Origin of the sequence: Azospira oryzae, assembly GCF_004217225.1 — a bacterium.
In the GTDB taxonomy this organism is placed as follows: Bacteria; Pseudomonadota; Gammaproteobacteria; order Burkholderiales; family Rhodocyclaceae; genus Azospira; species Azospira oryzae.
Map to the genome: position 1 here is coordinate 398,765 of NZ_SHKM01000001.1, position 23,068 is coordinate 421,832.

Genomic DNA, 23,068 nt, shown 5'->3' on the forward strand with positions numbered 1-23,068 from the left:
CGGAGAGGCGCGCGGATAGGCGATCTCCGGCATGGCATGGCTGGGAAGTCCGCCGGATGAGGCTTCCAGGGGATGGGGTGCCGCCATGTTGCGGGCGGCTGGAAAGGCGTCAGAACTGCAGGGCGCCGGTGAGGGAGCCCACTTCTTCCGCCGCTTCGGCCAGGATGCCGCTCAGGGTTTCCTCCCCCAGCACCATGTCCAGATTGCCGCTGCCGCCCATGTCGGCGCCGCCCGGGGCTGCGCCGCGGCTGTTGAAGCGGTGCAGGGGCGAGGGCACGGGGCACAGTTCCTCGGCCAGCAGCAGGGTGTCGCCGAGGGAGTGGGGCGGGATGGCGAGGAAGCCGTCCCAATAGGCCTCGATGGCTTCTTGCACCGGCGCCGGCACTTCCAGCACCTGCAGCACGGCCCGGCCCAGGATCATTTCGCCGCCTTCCATCCAGGCGTCGAAATCCCCGTCCAGCAGGCCGGGCTGGCGCTTGGCCTGGGACAGCAGGTAGAAGCCGCCGACCTCGTGCACGATGCCGGCGAACATGGCCGTTTCCCCATCCACCTTGGTCACCCGGCGGGCGATGACGTGGGCCAGGGCGGCCACATGGGCCGTGTGTTGCCACAGTTGGGCGGCCATGGTCTGCAAGGCCGGATCGCTGGGGCTGCCGGACAGCTGGCGGGTGATGAGGGCCATGGCCAGGGCGCGCACGGTGCGAAAGCCCAGGCGGGCGACGGCGGTGCGCACGTCGGTGACGGGATTGCCGGCACGGTTGTAGGTGACCGAGTTGGCCATGGCCACCACCCGGGCCGCCAGCAGGGGCTCGGCCTGCACCAGATGGGCGGCGGCTTCGATGTGGCACTCCGGATCGTCCAGGGCCTGCCGCACCTTGATGGCCACCTGGGCGCTGGTGGGAAAGGCGAGTTCGCCGTGGCCGACCCCGGCCGCCAGGGTGTTGAAGACTTCGAGCTTGTCCATGGCCCAGCATCATACCCCTGTGCCACGGGGCGTCCAGCCGCTGCGTCAAGAAGGGCCAATGCAAAACGGCGGCCCTGGGGCCGCCGTTTCCTTGTTGCGCCGATGCCGTGGGATCAGCGGATTTGCAGCAGGCTCTCGTCCCACTTGGCGTGCTTTTCGTAGCCCAGCAGGTTGGCCACGGTGGCGGCGATGTTGGAGAGGCCGGCGCTTTCCGTCTGCTTCAGGCCCAGCTTGCCGCCGCTGACGTTGTCGTAAAGGATCAGCGGCACCGGGTTGAGGGTGTGGGCGGTCTTGGCCTTGAAGGAGCCGTCCGCATTGAGCTGGGGCTGCTTGGTCTTCTTGTCCAGCTCGAACATCTCGTCGGCGTTGCCGTGGTCGGCGGTGATCAGGGCCACCCCGCCCATGGCGTCGATCACCGGCAGGATGCGCTCCAGGGCCAGGTCCACCGCCTCGACGGAGAGGGTGGCGGCGCGGAAGTTGCCGGTGTGGCCCACCATGTCGCCGTTGGCGAAGTTGCAGCGCAGGGTCTTGTACTGGCCGCTCTTCAGGGCGGCGATCATGGCGTCGGCGATCTCGGCGGACTTCATCCAGGGCCGCTGCTCGAAGGGCACCACGTCGCTGGGCACTTCCTGGTAGGTCTCGCCCTCGAACTTGCCGGAGCGGTTGCCGTTCCAGAAGTAGGTGACGTGGCCGAATTTCTGGGTTTCGGAGCAGGCGAACTGGGTCACGCCGCTCTTGGCGAACCACTCGCCCATGGTGTCCTTGATGGCCGGCGGGGCCACCAGGAAGCGCTTGGGCAGCTGCAGGTCGCCGTCGTACTGCAGCATGCCGGCGTAGATGACCTTGGGCATGCGGATGCGGTCGAACTTGTCGAAATCCGCTTCCTCGAAGGCCCGGGTGATTTCGATGGCCCGGTCGCCGCGGAAGTTGTAGAAGACCACGGCGTCGCCGTCCTCGATGGTGCCGACGGGTTGGCCATTGGCGCCGATGACGAAAGGCGGCAGGTCCTGGTCGATGGTGCCGGGATGGCGCTGGCGCAGGGCCTTGACCGCTTCCGCGGTGCTGGCGAACTGCTCGCCCTGGCCCAGCACGTGGGTCTTCCAGCCGGCTTCCACCAGGGCCCAGTTGGCCTCGTAGCGGTCCATGGTGATGACCTGGCGGCCGCCGCCGGAGGCGATGCGGGCGTCGAAGGATGGGTCGGAAATCTCCGCCAGGAAAGCCTCGAAGGGCTCCACGTATTCCAGGGCGCTGGTCTCGGGTACGTCGCGGCCGTCCAGCAGGGCGTGGATGCGCACCGTCTTGACGCCTTCGGCCTTGGCCTGGACCACCATGGCCTTGAGGTGGTCGATGTGGCTGTGCACGTTGCCGTCGGAGAAGAGGCCGATGAAGTGCAGCACACCACGACCGGCCTTGGCCCCGGCGACGATCTCCTGCCAGGCCTGGCCCTGCCAGATGCTGCCGTCGGCGATGGCGCCCGCCACCAGGGCGGCGCCCTGGGCGTACACCTGGCCGGCGCCGATGGCGTTGTGGCCCACTTCGGAATTGCCCATGTCGTCGTCCGACGGCATGCCGACGGCGGTGCCGTGGGCCTTCAGGCGGATGTTCGGGCAAGTGGCGAAGAGCTTGTCCAGGGTGGGCTTCCTGGCGGCGGCGATGGCGCTGCCGACGTCGGTCTTGGGCAGGCCGTAGCCGTCCATGACGATGATGACCACGGGACCGGGCACGCCGGGGAAGGAGGAGAGCTTTTGCAGCATGGGGAAATCCTGGCAGAGCGATTCGGGAAAGGTCGGCAAGGCTGCGGCCCCGCCGAGGGCGCCCGTCAAAAAGCGGCAAGATGCGCCGCCGCGGCGCCGGGCGAAGTATCCTAGCCGGGAACCCATCAGTCAATCCGAGGAGCAGACATGGCAGTTCAGCAGACGGCAGCAGGCAGCACGGGTTTGGCCCTCAATCTGGCGCTCCAGGGCGGCGGCGCCCACGGCGCCTACAGCTGGGGTGTGCTCGACTGCCTGCTGGCGGACGGGCGCTACGGCTTCGACGGCATCAGCGGCACCAGCGCCGGCGCCATGAACGCCCTGGTGCTGGCCGACGGCCTGATGAAGGGCGGTCCCCAGTGGGCCCGCCTGGCCCTGGAAGAGTTCTGGCAGGCCATCGCCGACAGTGTGCCCCTGGATCTCTCCATGCCGGTGCAGGGCGGCGAAGGCCTGGCCCTGATGCCGGCCACCCGCATGATGCTCAACTGGACCCAGTATCTTTCGCCCTACCAGTTGAATCCCCTCAACTTCAATCCCCTGCGCCAGCTGCTCAAGGAGCGGGTGGATTTCGAGGGCCTGCGCCGGCACAGCCCGGTGCGCCTGTTCCTCGCCGCCACCAACGCCAACACCGGCAAGCTGCGCCTCTTCCGCAACGCCGAACTGAGCGTGGAGGCGGCCCTGGCCTCGGCCTGCCTGCCCATGATCCACCACGCCGTGGAGATCGACGGCGAGCCCTACTGGGACGGCGGCTATTCTGCCAACCCGGCGGTGTTCCCCCTGTTCTACGAATGCGACAGCCCGGAAATCCTGCTGGTGCTGCTGGCGCCGCCCACCTACGGCGAGGTGCCGACCACGGTGGAGGAAATCCGCGCCCGGGCCATGGAGCTGGCCTTCAACACCAGCGTGCTGCGGGAAATGCTGCTCTTCGCCAACGTCATCGACTTCTCCGCGCGACTGGGCCTGGAGGCGGGGGGGCTGGAAAAACGCATCCTGCAGACCCATTTCCATCTCATCGAGGCGGCCGACCTGCTGCACCAGTTCGGCTCCGAAACCAAGGTGGCGGCCGACTGGCCCTTCCTGCTAAAGCTCCACGACCTGGGCTACGCCGCCGCCGAAGACTGGCTCCGGGCCCACAGCGGCGACATCGGGGTACGCAACTCCTTCGATTTGGCCCGGCGCTTCCGCCTCTAGGCTTGCCTATGCCGGTGCCGGGGCGGCAAGGCTAGAATAGGGGCCGTCAGCCGTTCATGTCCCCATCCTTTCCGCGAGACGCCATGTTCAAAAAAGATATCGACCTGATCCGCACCCTTCACGCACGCTACGGCCTGCAAGGCCCACTGCTGGATGCCGGGGGGCTGATCGCTCCCAGCATCGCCGACTACGATATCTCCATGGCCAAGGCCCTGGCCCTGGATCTGGACCTGGACGGCCACAAGTGGTCCATCAAGGTGCCCCACCCGGTGCAGAACGACCGCTATGTGCGGATCGAGCGTCCCTGGACCTTCATCGATCCGGCCTACGTCATCGCCAACCCGGAGTACGGGGACCCCTACATCGAGCAACTGCCGGAAAAATATGCGGACACCTTCAACACCGTGATCATGGTGTCGGTGTTCGAGCATGTGGAGAATCCCTACAAGGTTTCCGACGCCCTCTACAAGATCGTCAAGAAGGGCGGCTACCTGATCAATTCGGCGCCCTTCCTCTTTCCCTACCATCCCAGTCCGGAAGACAACTTCCGCTATTCGCCCGCCGCCCTGCGCCGCATTCATGAATCCAGCGGCTTCACCTGGGTGGAGGGGGATTTCCATATCAACCTCTCCGCCAAGGAAGGTATCGGCGATACCAATCCCCAGAACTACGGCGCCCCCCAGGGCATCATGGCCTGCTACGCGGTGTGCCGGAAGGATTGACCCACCTTGTGCCCAAGGGCCCGATGCTTCCCGGCATCGGGCCGTTTTTCTTTGAGGAGCCTGCCCCATGACAGCTGATCGCACCGATGCTTCCCCGGCGGCCCGGCACCAGCGCTGGTGCCAGCGCCGCCTGGCCGAACTGGATGCGCCGCAAGGCTGGCCCGGCCTGATCGGCCTCATCTGGCTGGAACCCGGCGACAACGCCGTGGGTGCGGGCGCCGACTGCCTGGTGCGCTTGCCCGACGGTCCGGAGCGCCTGGGCTTGTTGCGCTGGCAGGGCACCAGCATCACCTGGGAGCCCGCCGGCGGCGGGGTCCAGGCCCTGCAGACCGACGCCCAGGGGGAGCCGACGCCGGTGCGCAGCGGCGCCTACCAGTTTTTCATCATCGAGCGGGAAGGCCGTCTGGCGGTGCGCCTGCGGGATCTGGAGTGGCAGGCGAAGCGGCCCTTCGCCGGGCTGGAGTGCCTGCCCTATGCGCCGGCCTGGTCCATCGAGGCCGCCTGGGAAACCCTGGGCGAGCCCGTGACCATGGAAGTGCCGACGGTGACCGGCGAACTGAAGGCGGTGACGGTGCGGCACCGGGCGGTGTTCGACCACGCCGGGCAGACGGTGGCCCTGCTGCCCATGGAAACGGGGGAGGAGGGCGTCTTCTTCGTCTTCCGCGATGCCGGCAGCGGCCGCCTGACCTACGGCGCCGGCCGTTTCCTGCGCTGCCCGCCGCCTCAGAACGGCAAGGTGCTGCTGGACTTCAACCGGGCCTACAACCCGCCCTGCGCCTTCACCCCCTTCGCCACCTGCCCCCTGCCGCCGCCGGAGAACTGGCTGGGCTTTGCCGTCGAGGCCGGCGAACTGAAATACCGGGGCGGCCACTGAGGCTCCCGTACCCATCCTGCTTGGAGAGAAAAAGATGCGTGTCGCCGTTCCCCTGTCTCAGGCCTACAAGCTGCTCAACCACGGCCCCGTGACCCTGGTCAGCAGCGCCCACCAGGGGCGCCGCAACGTCATGGCGGCCTCCTGGGCCATGCCCCTGGATTTTTCGCCGCCCAAGGTGGCAGTGGTGATCGACAAGGGCGCCCATACCCGGGGCCTGGTGGAAGGCTCCGGCGAATTCGTGCTGGGCATTCCCGGCAAGGCTCTGGCCGGGGCGGTGGTGGCCGTGGGTTCTTGCAGCGGCCGCGACGGGGACAAGTTCGCCCGCCTGGGGCTGGCCACGGCGCCGGCGGAAAAGGTGGGGGCGCCCCTGGTGGAGGGCTGTGCCGCCTGGCTGGAATGCCGGGTGCTGCCGGAAGAGCACAACCAGCACAACCAGCAGGCCTACGACCTGTTCCTGGCCGAGGTGGTGGCGGCCTGGGCCGATGACCGGGCCTTCCGGGACGGCCGCTGGCTGTTCGCGGCGGAAGAACTGCGCACCCTGCATTACGTGGCGGGCGGGCAGTTCTTCCTCACCGGCGACAGCCTGGAGGTGCCGGCCTAAGGCCCGGCGCGGCCCCTGGGCGGGGCCGGGAGAAGGGAAGCGAAGGGGCGAAGAGCCGCCGCCGGGGGCGGCTCCAGCTCAGTGCTGGTGGGGGATGCCGGCGACTTCGAAGGCGTAGCTGCCTTCGGGCGGGGCGCAGTGGAAGCAGGGGGCGTGGGCGGTGTTGCCCAGGCCCAGGACCTGTTGGGCCAGGAGGCGGGCCACCTCGGGCTGGCCGGCGCAGGCCTCGCGGATGACGGATTCGATTTCCACCTCGGTTTGCTGCGACTGCACATGACTCAGTCGCTGCAGGAGGGAGGTCAGTTGTTGGCGTTCAATGGCGTTCATGGCTGGCTCCTCAGGCGATACGGCTTCGGGATGAGGTCGATTCTGCGCCTGTTGAATGTTGCAATGCAACAAGTTTAGGCCAGGCATTTGATCCAGGTTGATACAGTGTGTAACAGGCCCCGCAGCTACTGGCGGAAAAACTGCCGCGGCGACTGGCCGAAAGCCCGCTTGAACATGGCGGAGAAGGCGCTGGGGCTGGCGTAGCCCAGTTCCGCCGCCACCGCCCCCAGGCTGCGGCCCTGGGCCACCAGGGCGGCGGCCCGGGACAGGCGCAGCTGCTGGCGCCAGGCGCCGAAGGGCATGGCCAGCTCCTTCTGGAAGAGGCGGGCCAGGGTGCGGCTGCTGGCGCCGACCCGGGCGGCCCAGGCCTCCAGGCTGAGGTCCGCCGCGGGCTGGTCGAGCAGGGCCTGGCAGAGGGCCATCAGGCGCCGGTCCCGGGGCAGGGGCAGGCCCAGGGAGAGGGGCTTGGCCTGGCGCATCTCCTCCACCAGCAGGGCCGTCATCAGGCCGCGCCGGGGGTCGGCGGGGGCCGGGCTGGCGGCCAGGGCCTCGCTCAGGGCCCGCATGACGTCGGAGATCTCCACCACCCGGCAGGAATCCAGTGGCAGGGGGGCCGCCGCCGTATCCACGTAAAGGGTGCGCAGCTCCACCTGGCCCAGCATGACCACGGTGTGGGCCACCTGGGGCGGAATCCAGATGGCCCGCAGGGGCGGCACGATCCAGGCCATGTCGGCGGTGGCCAGGCGGATGGTGCCGGCAATGGGGTAGGCCAGCTGGGCCCAGTCGTGGCTGTGCCAGGGGATTTCCACGTCGGCCGGTGCCTTGCGCAGGTTCACCGTGACCGGCTCGGCGGCGCTGGGGGGCCGGCGGGGCCAGGGATCGTAGGGCAGGCGCGGCTGGGCGGCAGGCATGGGCGTCTTCCGGAGGGAGCGGGTTGGGGGCGGCATCCGCCGGCTGGAATCGGGGCGGAGCGGGTTGGCGCTGGGGCCGGGCCAGCGCCGGTCCGGGGCGGTACGGTCAGCGGTACGGTCAGCGGTACGGTCAGCGGTACGGTCAGCGGTACGGTCAGCGGTACGGTCAGCGGTACGGTCAGCGGTACGGTCAGCGGTACGGTACGGCTGGCATGATTGCGACAATTATTGTCCGTCTGCCGTATTTCTGCCAGGGGCCGGGAGGGTTAGGATGCCAGCCTGTTTTCCATCATCAGGAGCCGGGCCCATGGGTACCGACAGCAATGCCGCCGTGGCATCCCCCGAACCTGTGGCGCTCGCTGCCGCCGTCACCGATACGACTGCCGCCTCTGCCGGTGCTGAAGCAGGCGAGGCCGCCGGGCTGCAGCGCCGGCGCGAATACGCCACCATCAGCGTGGTGGGCTTCGCTCACGGCGTCTCCCATTTCTTCCATCTCCTGCTGGCGCCCCTCTTTCCCTGGCTGATGCAGGAGTTCGGCCTCAGCTTCACCCAGGTGGGGGCCACCATGACCCTCTTCTTCGTCGTTTCCGGCATCGGCCAGGCCCTGGCCGGCTTCGCCGTGGACCGGCTGGGGGCGCGGCGGGTGCTGTTCTTCGGCGTCTCCTGCCTGGCGGCCGCCGGCGTGGCTTTGGCCCTGGCCCACAGCTATGCCGGCCTGTTCCTGGCCGCCGGCCTGGCGGGGCTGGGCAATGCGGTGTTCCATCCGGCGGACTTCACCCTGCTCAACCGCCATGTTTCCGCGGCCCGCCTGGGCCATGCCTTCTCCATCCACGGCCTCTCCGGCAACCTGGGCTGGGCGGCGGCGCCGGCCTTCCTCACCGGCATCGCGGCCCTGGCCGGCTGGCGCGGCGCCGCCCTGGGCGCCGGCGCGGTGGCCCTGCTGGCCCTCGGCCTGCTGGTCTGCTTCCGCCATCTGCTGGCCGATCCGCCCCATGGGGCAAGCCGGCACGACGGGGCTCCCGGCTCCCCCTTCGCCTTCCTTGGCTGCGGCCCGGTATGGCTGTGCTTTGGCTTCTTCCTGTTCACCACCACCGCCTTCGGCGCCTTCCAGAATTTCGGCTCGCCGGTGCTGCAGCAGGTCTATGGCCTTTCCGTGGGCCTGGCGGCCAGCGCCATCACCGCCTTTCTCCTGGGCGGGGCCGGCGGCATGGCCCTGGGCGGCTTTCTCGCCGGCAAGGCCATGGCCCACGACCGGCGTATCGCCCTGATCCTGTCCACGGCGGCCCTGCTGGCCCTGCTGTTGGCCAGCGGTGCCGTGCCTGGTGCCCTGGTGCCGCTGCTGATGGCCTGCATCGGCTTCTGCAACGGCCTGGCCGGTCCTTCCCGGGACCTGCTGGTGCGCCGGGCGGCGGCGGCCCGTTTCGGCCAGCAGGCTTTCGGCCGGGTCTACGGTTTCGTCTATTCGGGGCTGGATACGGGGCTGGCCCTGTCGCCCCTGCTGTTCGGGCCCATGCTCGATGCCGGCCATTTTGCCAGCGTGCTGGTGGGCGTGGCCATCCTCCAGTCCATCGCCGTGCTGACGGCCCTGGGGGTGGGGCGGCGCCAGGTTTGAAAAGGCCGAAAATCCGGGCCACAGAGAGCACAGAGACCAGCGGGAGGTGGCGGGAGGTGGCGGGAGGTGGCGGGAGGTGGCGGGAGGTGGCGGGAGGTGCGGGCTGCCGGGTGACTGGCCAGGCCCGGTTCAGGGACCTGGCCGGAAAGGCAGGAGGGACGGCCATCTTGGCCTGATGCAGGTGGAGAGGCCCGTGGATATTGCCTCTCCGCCCTGCCTGTTTTTCGGGATCAGGCGTCCAGGGTCACCAGGGTCTGGCGGCCCCACCAGGAGGCGCCGGGGGCCACCACCACCGGCTCGCCCACGGCCACGGCCTCGACGCACAGCATGTGGCGGAAACCGTTGGCCGGCATGTCCTTGAGGCTGGCGCAGCGGTGTTCCCAGGGGTTCCACACTACCACGTCGGGAAAGCCCTCGCTGGCGATGGCCAGGGCCTGGCGTCCGTCCTTCAGCAGCAGGGGGCGGGGCACGTCCAGATAAACCTGGTCCACCTCGTCATCCACCATCAGTTCCGGGCCGGTCTCGACCTTGGTCTCCTGGCTGCCGGGAAGCTGGCGGCGGCTGCCGTGGAGGCCGGTGAGGGTGACGTTCTCCACTTCCTTGACGCGCAGGTAGGTGTGCAGGCCGCCGGTGAATTCCAGGGGTTCGCTGCCCGGATTCTCCACTTCCAGTTCGATGTCCAGGCGGTCGCGGGTCAGTGCCACGGTCAGCTCGGCGCGGAAGTCGTGGGGCCACAGGGCCCGGCTGGCGTCGTCGGCCGTGAGGCTGTAGACGGCGCAGGCGAAGCCGCCTTCTTCCGCTTCCGGCTGTTCGCGCCACTCTTCCAGGGTCCAGGTGGCGGTGCGGGCGAAGCCGTGCTTGGGCAGGGGGCCGCGCTCGCTGAACTGGGGAAAGATGACCGGCACGCCGCCACGGATGGGGACGCTGCCGCCGAAGTTGGCCTGGGGGCTGAGATAGAGGCGCTCGCCGCCGCCGGCGGGGACCCAGGACAGGGCCTGGGCGCCGAAGGCGCTGATGACGGCGGTGCTGCCGTCGGGCAGGGTGAGGCGGACGGCGTCGAGGCCGTGGAAGGTGGTGTTGCCGAGTTTCTGGGATGCCGACATGGGGAGCGCTGGGAGAAAGGGCGGGGCGCTATTGTAGCCGGGCGGCGGCGGCTCCGCCCGGTGCGGTGTTTCAGGCGCCCTTGCGGCGGGCGGCGCTGCGGGGCTTGCTGCCGTTGTCTTCGTTCGCGGCACTTTCCTCGGCCAGGCCGGCCTCGATTTGGGTGGCCGCCTCGGCGGCGGTGTGGGAGGCGTTGGCGGCCAGGTGGCCCAGGGTGTGGTCCAGCTGGGTGACGCTCTGCTGGAACAGGTTCACCGCCGGCAGGATTTCCGCCGGCAGGCCCTTGCCGGCCTTTTCGATGCTGTGGGCGACGAAGGCGCTGAGGCCGTGGCTGTGGCCTTCGAAAAAGCGGATGGCCTCTTCCTGCAGGGCCATCAGGGCGCCCAGGCCTTCCTGGGTCAGGGCCAGGGAGTGGCGGTGCAGGGTGTCGCCGGTCTTGCCGGCGTCCAGGCGGGGCAGGGCGCCATCGTCCGCCTGCAAGGATTCGAGCAGGTCCTGGCGGGCGGCGCTGCAGATGTCCAGGGTGCGGTGGCCGGAATCGAGCAGCAGGCCGGCGATGCTGGAGAAGGCGTTGAGGGAGCCCTGGTGCAGGGCGGCGGTGGCGGGTTGCAGGTCGTACATGGCGGCTGTCTCCTGGGTGGGGGGCTTCCTTTTTTAGCACCCCCACATGACAGCGGCGTGACCGCCGGGCCTAGGTCGTGGCCGCCACTTCGGCGTGGCGGAAACAGTCGGTGGTGTGGTCGTTCACCATGCCCGTGGCCTGCATGAAGGCGTAGCAGATAGTGGAGCCGACGAACTTGAAACCGCGCTTGGCCAGGGCCTTGCTCATGGCGTCCGATTCGGCGGTGCGGGTCGGCGCCTCGGCGATGCTGGCCCAGCGGTTCTGCCGCGGCGCGCCGCCGACGAACTGCCACAGGTAGGCGGCGGCATCGCCTTCTTCCTCGCACAGCTGCAGCCAGGCCCGGGCGTTCTGGATGAAGGCGGCCACCTTGAGCCGGTTGCGCACGATGCCCGGGTTCGCCAGCAGGCTGGCCACCTTGGCCTCGTCGTAGGCCGCCATGCGGTGGGGATCGAACTGGTCGAAGGCGAGGCGGTAGGTTTCCCGCTTTTTCAGGACGGTGATCCAGGAGAGACCGGCCTGGGCCCCTTCCAGTAGGAGGAATTCGAAGAGCCGGGCCGGGTCCCGCAGGGGCACGCCCCACTCGGTGTCGTGGTAATGCTGGTAGAGCGGGTCATCGCTGACCCAGGCGCAGCGGCAGGGCATGGTCGGCTCCTCGGAATGAGCCGGCAGTGTAACGCCCCGACCTGGGGAAAACACCGGGGCGGGGCACTTTTTCGCCCCGGGAAGGTTCATACTCTTGAAAACGGCGGGTGGCACTCCCATGTGGGAGATGAAGACGCGGAAAGGATGAATGGCCGCCCTTCGTTTTAACACGAGAGGACCCGATCATGGACACGTTCTACAGCAGCGACGAGTATTCGGTTCTGGCCTACCCGGCCCAGTACGGTTTCGAGTTGGTAGACAAGACCGGGAACCGCTCCCTGTTCATTCAGGGCGTGCGGGCGGAGCAGTTCCACCGGGCCATCCGGGAAGTGGTGGGCGAAGGGACGGACACGGAAACCGTGGACGACTTTCTCGCCGACTATTGTGCCGGTGCCGCCCAGCCCATCGTGTTCCAGTAGACCGGAACAGTCCTGAATGAAAAACGGCGGCCCCGCGGGTCCGCCGTTTTTTTTTGCCCTAGCCCGGAGGCTCAGCCCTTCAGGTCGGGGAAGTCTTCCTCGAAGAATTCCCACTCGCCCTTTTCGTTGGCATTGCGGCGCTTGGCCTCGTTGGCCCGCAGCTCGACGCGCCGGATCTTGCCGGAGATGGTCTTGGGCAGGTCGGAGAACTCCAGGCGGCGGATGCGCTTGTAGGGAGCCAGATTGGCGCGCAGGAAGGCGAAGATGTCCTTGGCCAGTTCCTTGGACGGCTTCTCGCCGTTGCGCAGGATGACGTAGGCCTTGGGCACGGCCAGGCGCACCGGATCGGGGGAGGGCACCACCGCCGCCTCGGCCACGGCCGGGTGCTCGATCAGCACGGATTCCAGTTCGAAGGGGGAGATGCGGTAGTCGGAGGCCTTGAACACGTCGTCCGCCCGGCCCACGTAGGTGATGTAGCCGTCCTCGTCCTTGGTGGCCACGTCGCCGGTGTGATAGACGCCGTCGCGCATCACTTCGGCGGTCTTCTCGGCGTCGCCGGAGTAGCCCACCATCAGGCCCAGGGGGCGCGGGTTGAGCTTGAGGGAAATCTCGCCCTCGGCGGCCTCGTTGCCTTCGCTATCCACCAGCACCACCTGGTAGCCCGGCAGGGGGCGGCCCATGGAACCGGGCTTGAGGGGCTGGCCCGGGGTGTTGCCGATCTCGGCGGTGGTTTCGGTCTGACCGAAGCCGTCGCGGATGGTGATGTTCCAGGCGTTCTGCAGCTGTTCGATGATTTCCGGGTTGAGGGGTTCGCCGGCACCGATCAGTTCGCGGATCTTCAGGCGGCCCTTATAGGCGGCCAGGTCTTCCTGGATCATCATGCGCCACACGGTGGGGGGCGCGCACATGGTGGTGACCTGGTACTTCTCCAGCACATTGAGCATGGACTTGGCGGAGAAGCGGCTGTAGTTGTAGAGGAAGATGCAGGCGCCGGCATTCCAGGGGGCGAAGAAGCAGCTCCAGGCGTGCTTGGCCCAGCCCGGCGAGGAAATGTTGAGGTGGATGTCGCCGGGCTGCAGGCCGATCCAGTACATGGTGGACAGGTGGCCCACCGGGTAGCTCTGGTGGGTGTGCAGCACCAGCTTGGGCTTGGAGGTGGTGCCGGAGGTGAAATACAGCAGCAGGGGGTCGGAAACCTTGGTGGCGGCATCCGGGGTGTACTCGGCGGAGGTGGTGTGGCTGTCCTTGAAGGACTTCCAGCCGGCGGGTTCGCCGCCGACGCAGATGCGGGTGTAGTCGCCGGCCAGGTCGGTGAATTTGTCGGTGTGGGCCGCACCGATGATGACGTGCTTGACCTGGCCCCGGTCCAGGCGGTCGCGCAGGTCTTCGGGGGTGAGCAGGGTGGTGGCGGGAATCAGCACGGCGCCCAGCTTGATACAGCCGAGCATGGTTTCCCACAGGGGCACTTCGTTGCCCAGCATCATCAGGATGCGGTCGCCCCGCTTGACGCCCTGGGCCTTGAGCCAGTTGGCCACCTGGTTGGAACGGGCGGACATCTGGGCGAAGGAAATCTTGTGTTCGGTGCCGTCTTCCTCGACGATCCACAGGGCGGGCTTGTCGTTGCCCTTGGCCATGACGTCGAAGTGGTCCAGGGCCCAGTTGAACTCGGTCAGCTGGGGCCACTGGAAGCCGTTGTAGGCGGTGGTGTAGTCGGTGCGGTGGGCCAGCAGGAAGTCGCGGGCCTTGAGAAAGGCTTCAGTAGCAGACAACTTGTTCTCCTCTGTTTTGTCGTTCAGTGTGAAAAGGCAACGCCGGATTGCTCCGGTACAACCCGCGACAGAACAGGGAGAACGGACCGGCCTGTGTGGTCAGGTGGTCCTGAGATCGAGAAGCGGCCGACGACGGCCCGACTCCCCCCTGCCCGGATCGCGTAACGCGTTTTATATTGTTTATTGACGTTGACGTTAACGTAATGAAATCGCCAGTGTCAAGGCGGGGCGGGCCCACGGGGGCGGCAGCAGAATTTCCGGGGAGTTGGGCTATAATCCGGGCCTTGCGTTCAACCCTCCAATCATTGGGAGTCCCTGGCATGGCCCTGTACGAATCCGATCACACCAAATTCATGCGCGAAATGCTGGCTAAGAACCCGGAGTGGGTGGAAGACCAGCGCAAGGGCCGGGCCATCTGGTGGGACAAGGAACTGCCCAAGGAAGAGCAGGAAGGTTTCAAGGCTGCCAAGGTGGCCCAGAAGTCCTACCCCTACGATGTGAACAGCAAGTAAGCCGGTTACGGCAACCATACCAAGCAAAAGGGCCAGGCATGATGCCTGGCCCTTTTGCTTTGTTGGCGAGGGCAGGGATTTCCGGGGCCGTCCCTGGTGGCGGTCCGGCCCGGACCCCGCCCCCTTTTGAGGGGCGCCGCGCGGATCAGTCGGTGAGGGGCTTGATGACGCGCTTCACGGCCGGATCTTCGGGGTGGGGGTGGATGGTGAAGCCCAGGCTGGTCATCAGCTTGAACATCTTGGAGTTGAGGGCCAGCACGTCGCCCACCACGGCCCGGTAGCCCTTGGCCCGGGCGCACTCGATGATGGCGCTCATCAGCTTGCGGCCGACGCCGCGCTTCTGCCAGCCGTCGGCCACGGCCAGGGCGAATTCCACCGTCTCGCCGTCCGGGTTGGAGACGAAGCGGGAGACGCCCACCTGGACTTCCTTGCCGTCCTCCTCGGTGACGGCGACAAAGGCCATTTCCCGGTCGTAGTCGATCTGGGTGAAACGCACCAGCATGGACTGGGTCAGCTCCCGCAGGGTGTCCATGAAACGGAAGTACTTGGATTCGTCGGACAGGTGGGCGACGAATTCCTTCTCCATTTCCGCATCTTCCGGACGGATGGGGCGGATCACCACCACCTGGCCGTCGGGCAGGACCCAGTCCTCCACCAGGTGGGCCGGGTAGGGGTGGATGGCCATGTGGGAATAGCGGTCACCGGATGAGGGGGCGAAGTCGATGACGATGCGGGCATCGGCGGCGATGGCGCCGTTTTCATCGACGATCAGGGGGTTGAGGTCCAGCTCCTGCAGCCAGGGCAGTTCGCACACCATCTGGGAGATGCGCAGCAGCACGTCCTCCAGGGCCTCCATGTTGGCGGCGGGCATGTTGCGGTAGTCGCCCAGGATCTTGGCGGCCCGGGTGGAACGGATCAGGTCCTCCACCAGGTAGCTGTTCATGGGCGGCAGGGCCACGGCGGTGTCGTTGAAGACCTCGCACTCGGCACCGCCGACACCGAAGGTGATGACGGGGCCGAAGACCCGGTCCCGGATCACGCCCACCTTCAGTTCCCGGCCGTTGGGACGGGCCACGAAGGGCTCGATGGAAACGCCGTTGATGCGGGCGCTGGGGGCGTTGCGGCCCACGGTGTCGAGAATGTCGTGGTAGGCATTGCGCACGGCAGCGGCGGAGATGATGTTGAGACGCACGCCGCCCACTTCGGACTTGCGCGGCAGGTCGGGGGAATCCACCTTCATCACCACCGGGAAGCCGATCTGCTCGGCCAGCAGCAGGGCCTCGGTGGGAGTGCGGGCCACCATGGTCTGGGCCACCGGAATCTTGAAGGCCCGCAGCACGGACTTGGATTCCATTTCGGAGAGCACCTTGCGCCGTTCCGACAGCACCGCCTCGATCAGCATCTTGGCGCCTTCGGTGGCGGTCTTGGCCTGGCGGGAGATGGGCTCCGGCGTCTGCAGCAGCAGCTTCTGGTTGCGGTAGTAGGTGGACAGGTGGGAGAACAGGTCCACCGCCGTTTCCGGCATGCGGAAGGCGGGGATTCCGGCCTCGGTCAGCATCTTGCGCGCCGGGTAGGTCTGCTGTTCGCCCATCCAGCAGCCGACGATGGGCTTGGTACAGGTCTCGCTGGCGGTGATCACGGCCTTGGCCACTTCCTCGGGCTGGGTCATGGCCTGGGGCGTCAGCATCACCAGGATGCCGTCCACCTCCGGGTCCTGGGTGCCGGCCAGGATGGCGTCCCGGTAGCGTTCCGGGGTGGCATCGCCGACGATGTCGATGGGGTTGGCGTGGGACCAGGTGGGCGGCAACACCGCATTGAGGGAGGCGATGGTGGACTGGGACAGGTCGGCCAGGGGAATGCCCAGCTCGGCGGCCCGGTCGGCGGCCATGGCGCCGGGGCCGCCACCGTTGGTGATGATCAGCAGCTTGTTGCCGTCGGGGCGGAACTTGGAGGCCAGGCCCTTGGCGGCGTAGAACAGCTGGCCGATGTTGCGCACCCGCACCACGCCGGCCCGCTTCAGGGCGGCGTCGAACACCGCGTCGGAGCCCAGGGCCATGCCCGAGTGCACCTGGGCGGCGACGGAACCGGATTCGTAACGGCCGGCCTTGAGCAGCAGGATGGGCTTGATGCGGGCGGCCGAACGCATTGCGCTCATGAAGCGGCGGGCGTTGCGGATGCCTTCCACGTACATGAGGATGTAGTGGGTGCGGTTGTCGTAAACCAGATAGTCGAGAATCTCGCCGAAATCGATGTCGGCGGAGCCGCCGGTGGAAATGACGGAGGAGAAGCCCACGTCATTGACCTTGGCCCAGTCGAGAATGGCGGTGCACAGGGCGCCGGACTGGGAGACCAGGGCCAGGTTGCCCGGGTTGGCGGAGATGTTGGCGAAGGTGGCGTTGAGGCCCTGCACCGGGCGGATCAGGCCGAGACAATTGGGGCCCAGGATGCGCACGCCGTAGCTGCGGGCGATTTCCACCATCTTGCGTTCGAGGGCGGCACCGGAGTGGCCGGCCTCGGCGAAGCCGGCGGTGATGACCACCACGTTCTTGACGCCGCTGCGGCCGCATTGCTCGATGATGGCCGGCACGGTGCGGGCCTGGGTGGCAATCACGGCCAGGTCCACGCGGGCGCCGATCTCCTCGATGGACTTGTAGGCCTGCACGCCCTGCACGGTGTCGTGCTTGGGGTTGATCGGGTAGAGGCGGCCCTTGTAGCCGGCGGCCACGATGTTGCGGTAGATGATGTTGCCGACGGAGTTTTCCCGGTCCGAGGCACCGATGACGGCGACGGACTTGGGTTCGAACAGGCTGGTAAGGTAGTGTTCTTCTTCGTGCATGACTTGTCCCCGAGCTTTGGACCAGCCCGGCTTGGCCGGTGCTGATTCGAGTTCCAGTTTGATATTGTGCGACGCAAAAATCTAGCACAAAAGTCAGAAGGTGTCTCATGGGGAAAACCGCAGCCCCCGGTTGCCGTTTGATCCAGGTCAGGAAAGTGACAATTAAACCTATAGTCTGCCTGTCGGGCCGATTCCCGGCCGCTTGCAAGGGTTGATTCGGCCGCGCCCCGTTTCACCCGTACGCCATGTTGCATTGCACCATATTTGGCCGGAGCCCTTGCTCCCGGCTTTCGTCCAGCCTTCGTCCGGAGCTCCCATGTCCGCCCCTGTTTCCGTCCTGCCGCCATCCTCCTGGATCACCCGCTTTGCCCACCTCCTGCCCGACGGTGGCAGCGTGCTGGACCTGGCCTGCGGCAGTGGCCGCCATGCCCGCTGGCTGGCGGCCCGGGGCCTGGCGGTGACGGCCGTGGATCGGGATGCCGAAGCCATTGCTGCCCTGACGGGGCTGCCGGGCATCGAAGCCCTGGCTGCGGACCTGGAAGGTGGTCCCTGGCCCCTGGCCGGACGCCGCTTTGACGGCATCGTCGTCACCAACTATCTGCACCGGCCCCTGTGGCCCCTGCTGGCGGCAGCCCTGGCGCCCCGGGGGGTGCTGCTCTACGAGACCTTCATGGCGGGCAACGAGCGTTTCGGCAAGCCGAGCCGGCCGGATTTCCTGCTGCAGCCGGGGGAGTTGCTGGAGGTCTGCCGGCAGCAGGGGCTGCAGGTGGTTGCCTACGAGGCGGGAGAGGTGGAGGCGCCGAAAGCGGCCATGGTGCAGCGCCTGTGTGCGGTGCGGGGCGATTTGCCCCGGCTTCCCGGCCGGCCCTGAGGCGGGGCGCTTAAGCCAGGTTGGCGGCGATCAGGCGGGCGGCCGTATGGCCGCTGCGCACGGCCCCTTCCAGGGTGGCCGGATAGTCGCCGGCGGTGTAGTCGCCGGCCAGCCACAGGCCGGGCAGGGGCGTGGCGTTGGCGGGGCGCTCCAGATCGGGCCGGCAGGCGAAGGTGGCCCGGGCCTCCCGGATGGTGCGCTGCCAGCGGGGTGGCGCCAGGGGGCGGCCGAGGGCGCTTTCCAGCTCCCGGTGCAGGGACTGGGCCAGGGCCTCGGGGGCCAGCGCTTCCCAGGGACCGTGGGCGCTGAGGACGCAGGCCAGCAGGCCCCGGTGGCCGTCGAGAGGGCCCCGGTCGAAGACCCATTGGCCGATGGGCCCGGCCAGGCCCAGCAGGGGGAAGGGCAGGGTTACGTCTGCGTCGTACTGCAGATACACCGTAGCGATGGGCTCGTAGGCGAAGGCGGCCAGTTGCCGGCGCAGGGCGTCCAGGGCCGGTGCCGGCGGCAGCAGGGCGGCGCCGTGCTGGGGGGCGGTGGCCAGCACCACCTGGCTGAATTCGGCGCTGCCCGTCTGTCCTTCGTTTTCCCACTCCAGTCGCCAACCCGCGCCGCTGGCCGAAATGCGGCGTACCCGGCTGGAGAGGCGCACCGGCTGGCCATTTTCAGCCAGCCAGGCCGTAGCGGGTTCAGGGACGAGGCCCCCCAGGTGGGTGGTCGGCAAAAGCATGTCCGTCGCGCCTCCCGGGCCACCCAGGCTATCGCGCAGGACGTTGGCGAAGACCTGGGCTGAGGCGGTGGCGGCCGGGGTGTTGAGGGCGGCCAGGCACAGGGGTTCCCACAGGAAACGGGTCAGCCGGGGGCCCTGGCGGTGCCGTTGCAGCAGTTCGCTGACGCTGCAGTCGGCGGGGAGTCGGTAGGCGCTGGCCTTGAGGGCTTGCATGAAGCGGGCGGCAGCGACCTTCTCGCCCAGGCCGGCGCCTTTGGCCGTGAGCAGGCCCCAGACCAGGTGCAGGGGGGCGGGCAGGCGCGGCAGGCGCAGACTGAAGTGGGGCGGCGTCAGCAGGGCCAGGGGCGCCCGGCGCAGGTGCCCGGCGCTGCCGATCTGGTCCATCAGTTCCAGGGTGGCGCCGTAGGCGCCGATGAGCAGGTGGGGGCCGTTGTCCAGGGCCAGGCCTTCGACCTGGACCAGGCGGGCGCGACCGCCCGGCTGGCGCGCCGATTCGAAGACGCTGACGGGGATGCCCTGGCGGACCAGGGCCACGGCGCAGGCTAGGCCGGCCCAGCCGGCGCCGACAATGGCGACCCGGGGCGGCGCCCCGGCGCCGGGCGGCGTCAGCCCTTGATCCACGCCTTGAGAGCCAGCCAGGCCTTGCGTCCGGGCGGGATGGATATGCGGTGGGTGAGGACCAGCCCGGGCTCGGCGGCGATTTCTTCCAGCAGGCTGCGGTAGATGGCGGCCATCACCAGCCCCGGCTTCTGCTGGCGGCGGTCCACCGCCGGCAGGGCGGCGAAGGCCTGCTCGTAGAAGCCGCGGGCCCGTTCGATCTGGAACTGCATGAGGGCGGCGAAGGCTTCCGTCGGGCGGCTGTTGAGGATGTCCGCCGCCGGCACGTTGAAGCGCTGCAGTTCGTCCATGGGCAGGTAGATGCGGCCGCGGCGGGCATCCTCGCCCACGTCGCGGATGATGTTGGTGAGCTGGAAGGCCATGCCCAGGTCGTGGGCGTACTTGCGCGTGGCCCTTTGCGTCATGCCGAAGATTTCGGCGGAGAGCAGGCCCACCACGCTGGCGACGCGGTAGCAGTAGAGCTGCAGGGATTTGAAGTCGGCGTAGCGGGCCTGGGTCAGGTCCATTTCCATGCCGTCGATGATTTCCAGCAGCAGTTCCTTGTCCAGGGGAATGGTCTTGATCACCTCGGCCAGGGCCTGGGCCACCGGGTGCTGGGGCGTGCCGTCGTAGAGCCGTTCCACCTCCTGGCGCCACCAGGCCAGCTTGATGGCCGCCACCTGGGGGTCCTCGACTTCGTCCACCACGTCGTCCACCTCCCGGCAGAAAGCGTAGAGGGCGGTCATGGCCTGCTTCTTCTCCCGGGGCAGGAGGGTGAAGCTGATGGTGAAGGAGGAGCCGCTGGCGGCTGCCTTCTGCTGGCAGTAGTCGTGGGGATTCATGGGCGGGATTCTAGCGGCATCCGTGGCGGAAGAGGGCGGCACGGCAGGCCAGGAGCAACCAGTCGCCGCCGCCGAGACGGGGGCGCCGGCGGAAAACGTCGCCCCCTACCTGCCCGATTTTTTCCAGGATGCGTAGGCCCCCTTCCACCGTCAGGCGGATTTCCCAGCCGAAACGGCCGGGCAGGTCCAGGGCCAGGGGGGCGCCGTCCAGCATCAGCTGGCGGGCCCGCTGCACCTGGAAATCCATGAGGGCGCACCAGGCCTCGTCGACCTGTCCGGCGGCGATGGCTTTTTCGTCGAGGCCGAAGCGCAGCAGGTCCTCCTGGGGCAGGTAGACCCGCTGCTTCTCCCAGTCCACGGCCACGTCCTGCCAGAAATTGATCAGCTGCAGGGCGGTGCAGATGGCGTCCGAGCGGGCCAGGTTTTCCGGCGTGGCGGCTTCGAACAGGTGCAGCATGATGCGTCCCACCGGGTTGGCGGAGCGGCGGCAGTAGTCGAGCAGGGCGGGGTAATCGGCGTAGCGCTTGACCGTGACGTCCTGGGCGAAGGCCGAGAGCAGGTCGTGGAACGGCTGCAGGGGCAGGTCGTGGGCCACCAGGATGGGGGCCAGGTCCTGGAATAGGGGCGTTTCCGGGGTGATGCCGGCCTCGATGCGCTCCAGCTCGGCGTCGTAGGTTGCCAGGGCCTGCAGGCGCTCGGCATCGCCGGCTTCGCCCTCGTCGGCGATGTCGTCGGCGCTGCGGGCGAAACGGTAGATGACTTCCACCGGGCGGCGCAGGTGCCGGGGCAGGAGGATGGAGGCGACAGGGAAATTTTCGTAGTGATCGACGGGCATGGGCATGCGGTCGTGGCGGACGCTTGCCGGGCCAGGCCGGCGTCGTCTCTGGCGGTTGCGGCCCCCGCGGATTCGCGGCGTGGGGCAAGGCTTACAGTATAGAGGCAACTCGGGTAAAATAGCTCGTTTGCGCGAGAGTGGCGGAATTGGTAGACGCACTGGATTTAGGTTCCAGCGCCGCAAGGCGTGGGGGTTCGAGTCCCTTCTCTCGCACCACGGATCGGGCGGCCTAGGCTGCCCTTGTTGTCACTAAGGAAAACGCATGCAAGAGAATTCCCAAGTCTCCAGCGCCCTGGAACGTCGCCTGGATATCGCCGTTGCCATCGCCGATCTGGATAAGGACGTGGACGAGCGTCTGAAGCGCATGGGCAAGAGCGTCAAGCTGCCCGGCTTCCGTCCCGGCAAGGTGCCGTTCAACATGGTCAAGCAGCAGTACGGTGCCCAGGCCCGCCACGAAGCCCTGGCCGACGCTGTGGACAAGGCCTTCGGCGAAGCCGTGACCGCCCAGAAGCTGCGTGTGGCCGGCTATCCCCGCATCGAGGCCAAGAAGACCGAGAGCGACACCCAGCTGGAATTCTCCGCCATTTTCGAGGTTTATCCCGAAATCACCCTGGGCGACGTTTCCACCACCGACGTGGAGCGCCTGTCCTTCGAAGTCGGCGCTGCCGAAGTGGACAAGACCCTGGACATCCTGCGCAAGCAGCGCGTCACCTTCGATAAGGCCGATCGCGCCGCCGCCAAGGGCGACCGCGTGGTCATCGATTTCCTGGGTAAGAAGGACGGCGTTGCCTTCCAAGGCGGCCAGGCCACCGATTACCCCTTCGTCCTGGGCGAAGGCATGATGCTGGCCGATTTCGAGAACAACGTGGAAGGCCTCAAGGCTGGCGAGTCCAAGACCTTCGACATGACCTTCCCCGCTGACTACTTCTCCAAGGACCTGGCCGGCCAGTCCGTGCAGTTCGAGATCACCGTCAAGGAAGTCCAGGGCGCCAAGCTGCCCGAGGTCGATGCCGAATTCGCCAAGCTGATGGGCATTGCCGACGGCGACGTGGAAAAGATGCGCGCCGAGATCCAGACCAATCTGGGTCGCGAAGTGAAGAAGCGCATCCAGGCCCAGACCAAGGACCAGGTCATGGAAGCCCTGCTCAAGGCCAACCCCATCGACGTGCCCAATGCCCTCATCGAAGGCGAAGTGGAGCGTCTGATGCAGGCCGCCAAGGCTGACATGGAAGCCCGCGGCTTCAAGGGCAAGGACCTGCCGGTCAAGCCCGAGTGGTTCGGCGAGCAGGCCAAGCGCCGCGTCACCCTGGGTCTGGTGCTGGCCGAGCTGGTGAAGGTGGAAAACCTGTACGCCAAGCCCGAGCAGATCAAGGCCATGGTGGAAGAGGCTGCCCAGTCCTACGAGAACCCGGACGAAGTGGTGAAGTGGTACTACGCCCAGCCCCAGCGTCTGGCCGAGGTCGAGGCCGTCGTGGTCGAAGATAACGTGGTAAGCTGGGTCCTGGAACGGGCCAAGGTTACCGACAAGACCGCCGACTTCGACGAACTGATGGGTCGCCGCGCCTAAGACGCGCTTTGCATCCGCAGAAGAAGTAACGTAGGGGCTGCAAGTTTTTGCGGCCCCTGCGTCATAATAAGTCACCGCAACGTCCCAAACCTTCGACTCCCCCAACCAAAAAACAGAGGATGCGCATGAAGATCGATAACGGCAGCCAGTGGGATCCCCAAGCCCTGGGGCTGGTCCCCATGGTGGTTGAGCAAAGCGGCCGCGGTGAACGGGCTTTTGACATTTATTCCCGCCTGCTCAAGGAACGCATCGTGTTCCTGGTCGGGCCGGTGAACGACGCCTCCGCCAACCTGGTGGTGGCCCAGTTGCTGTTCCTGGAAGCAGATAATCCCGACAAGGACATCTTCTTCTACATCAATTCCCCGGGTGGTTCCGTGACCGCTGGCCTGTCCATCTACGACACCATGCAGTTCATCAAGCCCGACGTCTCCACCCTGTGCATGGGCCAGGCTGCGTCCATGGGCGCTTTCCTGCTCAACGCCGGGGCCAAGGGCAAGCGTTTTGCGCTGCCCAATTCCCGTGTCATGATTCACCAGCCCATGGGCGGTTTCCAGGGCCAGGCCTCCGACATCGAAATCCACGCCAAGGAAATTCTCTCCCTGCGTGCCAAGTTGAACGAGATCATGGCCAAGCACAGCGGCCAGCCCGTGGATCGTATCGAGAAGGATACGGATCGCGACAACTTCCTTTCTGCAGCCGAAGCCATGGAATACGGCCTGATCGACAAGGTTCTGAGCAGCCGTGCCGATGCCCAGGAAGCAAAATAAGGCAGGGG

The 23,068-nt window shown here is 67.4% G+C and carries 22 protein-coding genes and 1 tRNA gene; 11 read left to right on the top strand and 12 right to left on the bottom strand.

What is annotated here, in order from left to right:
- Nucleotides 1-109: 109 nt before the first annotated feature.
- Both EV678_RS01820 and gpmI read right to left on the bottom strand, forming a co-directional pair.
- Nucleotides 110-964: an HDOD domain-containing protein gene (locus EV678_RS01820; RefSeq protein WP_130458305.1), complete on the bottom strand. Its 855-nt coding sequence runs from the start codon at nt 962-964 to the stop codon at nt 110-112.
- 113 nt (nt 965-1,077) lie between these two features.
- Nucleotides 1,078-2,718, bottom strand: a complete 1,641-nt coding sequence (gene gpmI, locus EV678_RS01825; RefSeq protein ID WP_130458306.1) for a 2,3-bisphosphoglycerate-independent phosphoglycerate mutase — start codon at nt 2,716-2,718, stop codon at nt 1,078-1,080.
- A gap of 147 nt (nt 2,719-2,865) precedes the next feature.
- On the opposite strand from gpmI, the gene EV678_RS01830 reads away from it, so the two are divergent.
- The 4 genes from EV678_RS01830 to EV678_RS01845 all read left to right on the top strand — a co-directional run bounded on the left by EV678_RS01830 (nt 2,866) and on the right by EV678_RS01845 (nt 6,103).
- Nucleotides 2,866-3,906 (top strand): patatin-like phospholipase family protein, encoded by a 1,041-nt coding sequence (locus EV678_RS01830; RefSeq protein ID WP_130458307.1) that lies wholly within the window; start codon nt 2,866-2,868, stop codon nt 3,904-3,906.
- Between the two features lie 83 nt (nt 3,907-3,989).
- Nucleotides 3,990-4,628, top strand: coding sequence for a methyltransferase domain-containing protein (locus EV678_RS01835; protein WP_014237237.1), 639 nt, complete (start codon nt 3,990-3,992; stop codon nt 4,626-4,628).
- A gap of 67 nt (nt 4,629-4,695) precedes the next feature.
- Nucleotides 4,696-5,502, top strand: a complete 807-nt coding sequence (locus tag EV678_RS01840) for a DUF1684 domain-containing protein (protein WP_130458309.1) — start codon at nt 4,696-4,698, stop codon at nt 5,500-5,502.
- A gap of 34 nt (nt 5,503-5,536) precedes the next feature.
- Complete coding sequence (locus EV678_RS01845) at nt 5,537-6,103, top strand: flavin reductase family protein (RefSeq protein ID WP_130458310.1); 567 nt, start codon at nt 5,537-5,539, stop codon at nt 6,101-6,103.
- A 78-nt stretch (nt 6,104-6,181) separates the two neighbouring features.
- Here the strand turns inward: EV678_RS01845 and EV678_RS01850 are convergent, their stop codons facing one another.
- Together EV678_RS01850 and EV678_RS16435 are read right to left on the bottom strand one after the other, a co-directional pair.
- A complete protein-coding gene (locus EV678_RS01850; protein ID WP_130458311.1) occupies nt 6,182-6,430 on the bottom strand; it encodes a DUF2076 domain-containing protein in 249 nt (82 codons plus the stop codon).
- Nucleotides 6,431-6,555: 125 nt separating this feature from the next.
- Nucleotides 6,556-7,341 (bottom strand): AraC family transcriptional regulator, encoded by a 786-nt coding sequence (locus EV678_RS16435; protein ID WP_130458312.1) that lies wholly within the window; start codon nt 7,339-7,341, stop codon nt 6,556-6,558.
- Nucleotides 7,342-7,648: 307 nt separating this feature from the next.
- Between EV678_RS16435 and EV678_RS01860 the strand changes: the two genes are divergently transcribed.
- The gene (locus tag EV678_RS01860; protein ID WP_130458313.1) at nt 7,649-8,953 is read left to right on the top strand and encodes an MFS transporter; all 1,305 of its coding nucleotides are present in this window, start codon (nt 7,649-7,651) and stop codon (nt 8,951-8,953) included.
- Between the two features lie 230 nt (nt 8,954-9,183).
- On the opposite strand, the gene EV678_RS01865 is transcribed toward EV678_RS01860, so the two are convergent.
- The 3 genes from EV678_RS01865 to EV678_RS01875 all read right to left on the bottom strand — a co-directional run bounded on the left by EV678_RS01865 (nt 9,184) and on the right by EV678_RS01875 (nt 11,318).
- Nucleotides 9,184-10,056: a D-hexose-6-phosphate mutarotase gene (locus EV678_RS01865; protein ID WP_130458314.1), complete on the bottom strand. Its 873-nt coding sequence runs from the start codon at nt 10,054-10,056 to the stop codon at nt 9,184-9,186.
- A gap of 70 nt (nt 10,057-10,126) precedes the next feature.
- Nucleotides 10,127-10,675, bottom strand: a complete 549-nt coding sequence (locus EV678_RS01870) for a hypothetical protein (RefSeq protein WP_130458315.1) — start codon at nt 10,673-10,675, stop codon at nt 10,127-10,129.
- Between the two features lie 70 nt (nt 10,676-10,745).
- The gene (locus EV678_RS01875; RefSeq protein ID WP_130458316.1) at nt 10,746-11,318 is read right to left on the bottom strand and encodes a DNA-3-methyladenine glycosylase I; all 573 of its coding nucleotides are present in this window, start codon (nt 11,316-11,318) and stop codon (nt 10,746-10,748) included.
- 185 nt (nt 11,319-11,503) lie between these two features.
- On the opposite strand from EV678_RS01875, the gene EV678_RS01880 reads away from it, so the two are divergent.
- Nucleotides 11,504-11,737 carry a DUF3567 family protein gene (locus tag EV678_RS01880; protein ID WP_014237246.1) on the top strand — a complete coding sequence of 78 codons (234 nt, stop codon included), beginning with the start codon at nt 11,504-11,506 and terminating at the stop codon, nt 11,735-11,737.
- Nucleotides 11,738-11,808: 71 nt separating this feature from the next.
- On the opposite strand, the gene EV678_RS01885 is transcribed toward EV678_RS01880, so the two are convergent.
- Nucleotides 11,809-13,506, bottom strand: a complete 1,698-nt coding sequence (locus EV678_RS01885) for an AMP-binding protein (protein WP_130458317.1) — start codon at nt 13,504-13,506, stop codon at nt 11,809-11,811.
- A 320-nt stretch (nt 13,507-13,826) separates the two neighbouring features.
- Between EV678_RS01885 and EV678_RS01890 the strand changes: the two genes are divergently transcribed.
- Nucleotides 13,827-14,018 carry a DUF3460 family protein gene (locus tag EV678_RS01890; protein WP_130458318.1) on the top strand — a complete coding sequence of 64 codons (192 nt, stop codon included), beginning with the start codon at nt 13,827-13,829 and terminating at the stop codon, nt 14,016-14,018.
- A 145-nt stretch (nt 14,019-14,163) separates the two neighbouring features.
- Here the strand turns inward: EV678_RS01890 and EV678_RS01895 are convergent, their stop codons facing one another.
- Nucleotides 14,164-16,854: a bifunctional acetate--CoA ligase family protein/GNAT family N-acetyltransferase gene (locus EV678_RS01895; RefSeq protein ID WP_014237249.1), complete on the bottom strand. Its 2,691-nt coding sequence runs from the start codon at nt 16,852-16,854 to the stop codon at nt 14,164-14,166.
- 316 nt (nt 16,855-17,170) lie between these two features.
- Here EV678_RS01895 and EV678_RS01900 point away from each other — a divergent pair, with 316 nt between their 5' ends.
- On the top strand, nt 17,171-17,725 hold the full coding sequence (locus tag EV678_RS01900; protein ID WP_130458319.1) for a class I SAM-dependent methyltransferase: 555 nt from the start codon (nt 17,171-17,173) through the stop codon (nt 17,723-17,725).
- Between the two features lie 10 nt (nt 17,726-17,735).
- Here the strand turns inward: EV678_RS01900 and hpnE are convergent, their stop codons facing one another.
- From hpnE to hpnC, 3 genes are read right to left on the bottom strand one after another with little or no spacing between them, the layout of a single operon-like run.
- Nucleotides 17,736-19,073, bottom strand: coding sequence for a hydroxysqualene dehydroxylase HpnE (gene hpnE / locus EV678_RS01905; protein WP_235832390.1), 1,338 nt, complete (start codon nt 19,071-19,073; stop codon nt 17,736-17,738).
- Nucleotides 19,058-19,891, bottom strand: a complete 834-nt coding sequence (gene hpnD, locus EV678_RS01910; RefSeq protein ID WP_130458320.1) for a presqualene diphosphate synthase HpnD — start codon at nt 19,889-19,891, stop codon at nt 19,058-19,060. The genes hpnE and hpnD overlap by 16 nt, the downstream gene beginning before the upstream one ends.
- A 10-nt stretch (nt 19,892-19,901) precedes the next feature.
- Nucleotides 19,902-20,726 carry a squalene synthase HpnC gene (gene hpnC, locus EV678_RS01915; protein ID WP_130458321.1) on the bottom strand — a complete coding sequence of 275 codons (825 nt, stop codon included), beginning with the start codon at nt 20,724-20,726 and terminating at the stop codon, nt 19,902-19,904.
- 131 nt (nt 20,727-20,857) lie between these two features.
- Between hpnC and EV678_RS01920 the strand changes: the two genes are divergently transcribed.
- From EV678_RS01920 to clpP, 3 genes are all read left to right on the top strand, one after another.
- Nucleotides 20,858-20,942: transfer RNA gene (locus EV678_RS01920), tRNA-Leu, on the top strand.
- Nucleotides 20,943-20,988: 46 nt separating this feature from the next.
- Nucleotides 20,989-22,293 (top strand): trigger factor, encoded by a 1,305-nt coding sequence (gene tig / locus EV678_RS01925; RefSeq protein ID WP_014237254.1) that lies wholly within the window; start codon nt 20,989-20,991, stop codon nt 22,291-22,293.
- A gap of 125 nt (nt 22,294-22,418) precedes the next feature.
- The gene (gene clpP, locus EV678_RS01930; RefSeq protein ID WP_014237255.1) at nt 22,419-23,060 is read left to right on the top strand and encodes an ATP-dependent Clp endopeptidase proteolytic subunit ClpP; all 642 of its coding nucleotides are present in this window, start codon (nt 22,419-22,421) and stop codon (nt 23,058-23,060) included.
- Nucleotides 23,061-23,068 lie beyond the last annotated feature (8 nt).

Excerpts from the sequence above, each read along its gene's own strand:
- EV678_RS01820 (WP_130458305.1), bottom strand. The coding sequence starts at position 964 with ATGGACAAGCTCGAAGTCTTCAACACCCTGGCGGCCGGGGTCGGCCAC.
- gpmI (WP_130458306.1), bottom strand. The coding sequence starts at position 2,718 with ATGCTGCAAAAGCTCTCCTCCTTCCCCGGCGTGCCCGGTCCCGTGGTC.
- EV678_RS01830 (WP_130458307.1), top strand. The coding sequence starts at position 2,866 with ATGGCAGTTCAGCAGACGGCAGCAGGCAGCACGGGTTTGGCCCTCAAT.
- EV678_RS01835 (WP_014237237.1), top strand. The coding sequence starts at position 3,990 with ATGTTCAAAAAAGATATCGACCTGATCCGCACCCTTCACGCACGCTAC.
- EV678_RS01840 (WP_130458309.1), top strand. The coding sequence starts at position 4,696 with ATGACAGCTGATCGCACCGATGCTTCCCCGGCGGCCCGGCACCAGCGC.
- EV678_RS01845 (WP_130458310.1), top strand. The coding sequence starts at position 5,537 with ATGCGTGTCGCCGTTCCCCTGTCTCAGGCCTACAAGCTGCTCAACCAC.
- EV678_RS01850 (WP_130458311.1), bottom strand. The coding sequence starts at position 6,430 with ATGAACGCCATTGAACGCCAACAACTGACCTCCCTCCTGCAGCGACTG.
- EV678_RS16435 (WP_130458312.1), bottom strand. The coding sequence starts at position 7,341 with ATGCCTGCCGCCCAGCCGCGCCTGCCCTACGATCCCTGGCCCCGCCGG.
- EV678_RS01860 (WP_130458313.1), top strand. The coding sequence starts at position 7,649 with ATGGGTACCGACAGCAATGCCGCCGTGGCATCCCCCGAACCTGTGGCG.
- EV678_RS01865 (WP_130458314.1), bottom strand. The coding sequence starts at position 10,056 with ATGTCGGCATCCCAGAAACTCGGCAACACCACCTTCCACGGCCTCGAC.
- EV678_RS01870 (WP_130458315.1), bottom strand. The coding sequence starts at position 10,675 with ATGTACGACCTGCAACCCGCCACCGCCGCCCTGCACCAGGGCTCCCTC.
- EV678_RS01875 (WP_130458316.1), bottom strand. The coding sequence starts at position 11,318 with ATGCCCTGCCGCTGCGCCTGGGTCAGCGATGACCCGCTCTACCAGCAT.
- EV678_RS01880 (WP_014237246.1), top strand. The coding sequence starts at position 11,504 with ATGGACACGTTCTACAGCAGCGACGAGTATTCGGTTCTGGCCTACCCG.
- EV678_RS01890 (WP_130458318.1), top strand. The coding sequence starts at position 13,827 with ATGGCCCTGTACGAATCCGATCACACCAAATTCATGCGCGAAATGCTG.
- EV678_RS01895 (WP_014237249.1), bottom strand. The coding sequence starts at position 16,854 with ATGCACGAAGAAGAACACTACCTTACCAGCCTGTTCGAACCCAAGTCC.
- EV678_RS01900 (WP_130458319.1), top strand. The coding sequence starts at position 17,171 with ATGTCCGCCCCTGTTTCCGTCCTGCCGCCATCCTCCTGGATCACCCGC.
- hpnD (WP_130458320.1), bottom strand. The coding sequence starts at position 19,891 with ATGAATCCCCACGACTACTGCCAGCAGAAGGCAGCCGCCAGCGGCTCC.
- hpnC (WP_130458321.1), bottom strand. The coding sequence starts at position 20,726 with ATGCCCGTCGATCACTACGAAAATTTCCCTGTCGCCTCCATCCTCCTG.
- tig (WP_014237254.1), top strand. The coding sequence starts at position 20,989 with ATGCAAGAGAATTCCCAAGTCTCCAGCGCCCTGGAACGTCGCCTGGAT.
- clpP (WP_014237255.1), top strand. The coding sequence starts at position 22,419 with ATGAAGATCGATAACGGCAGCCAGTGGGATCCCCAAGCCCTGGGGCTG.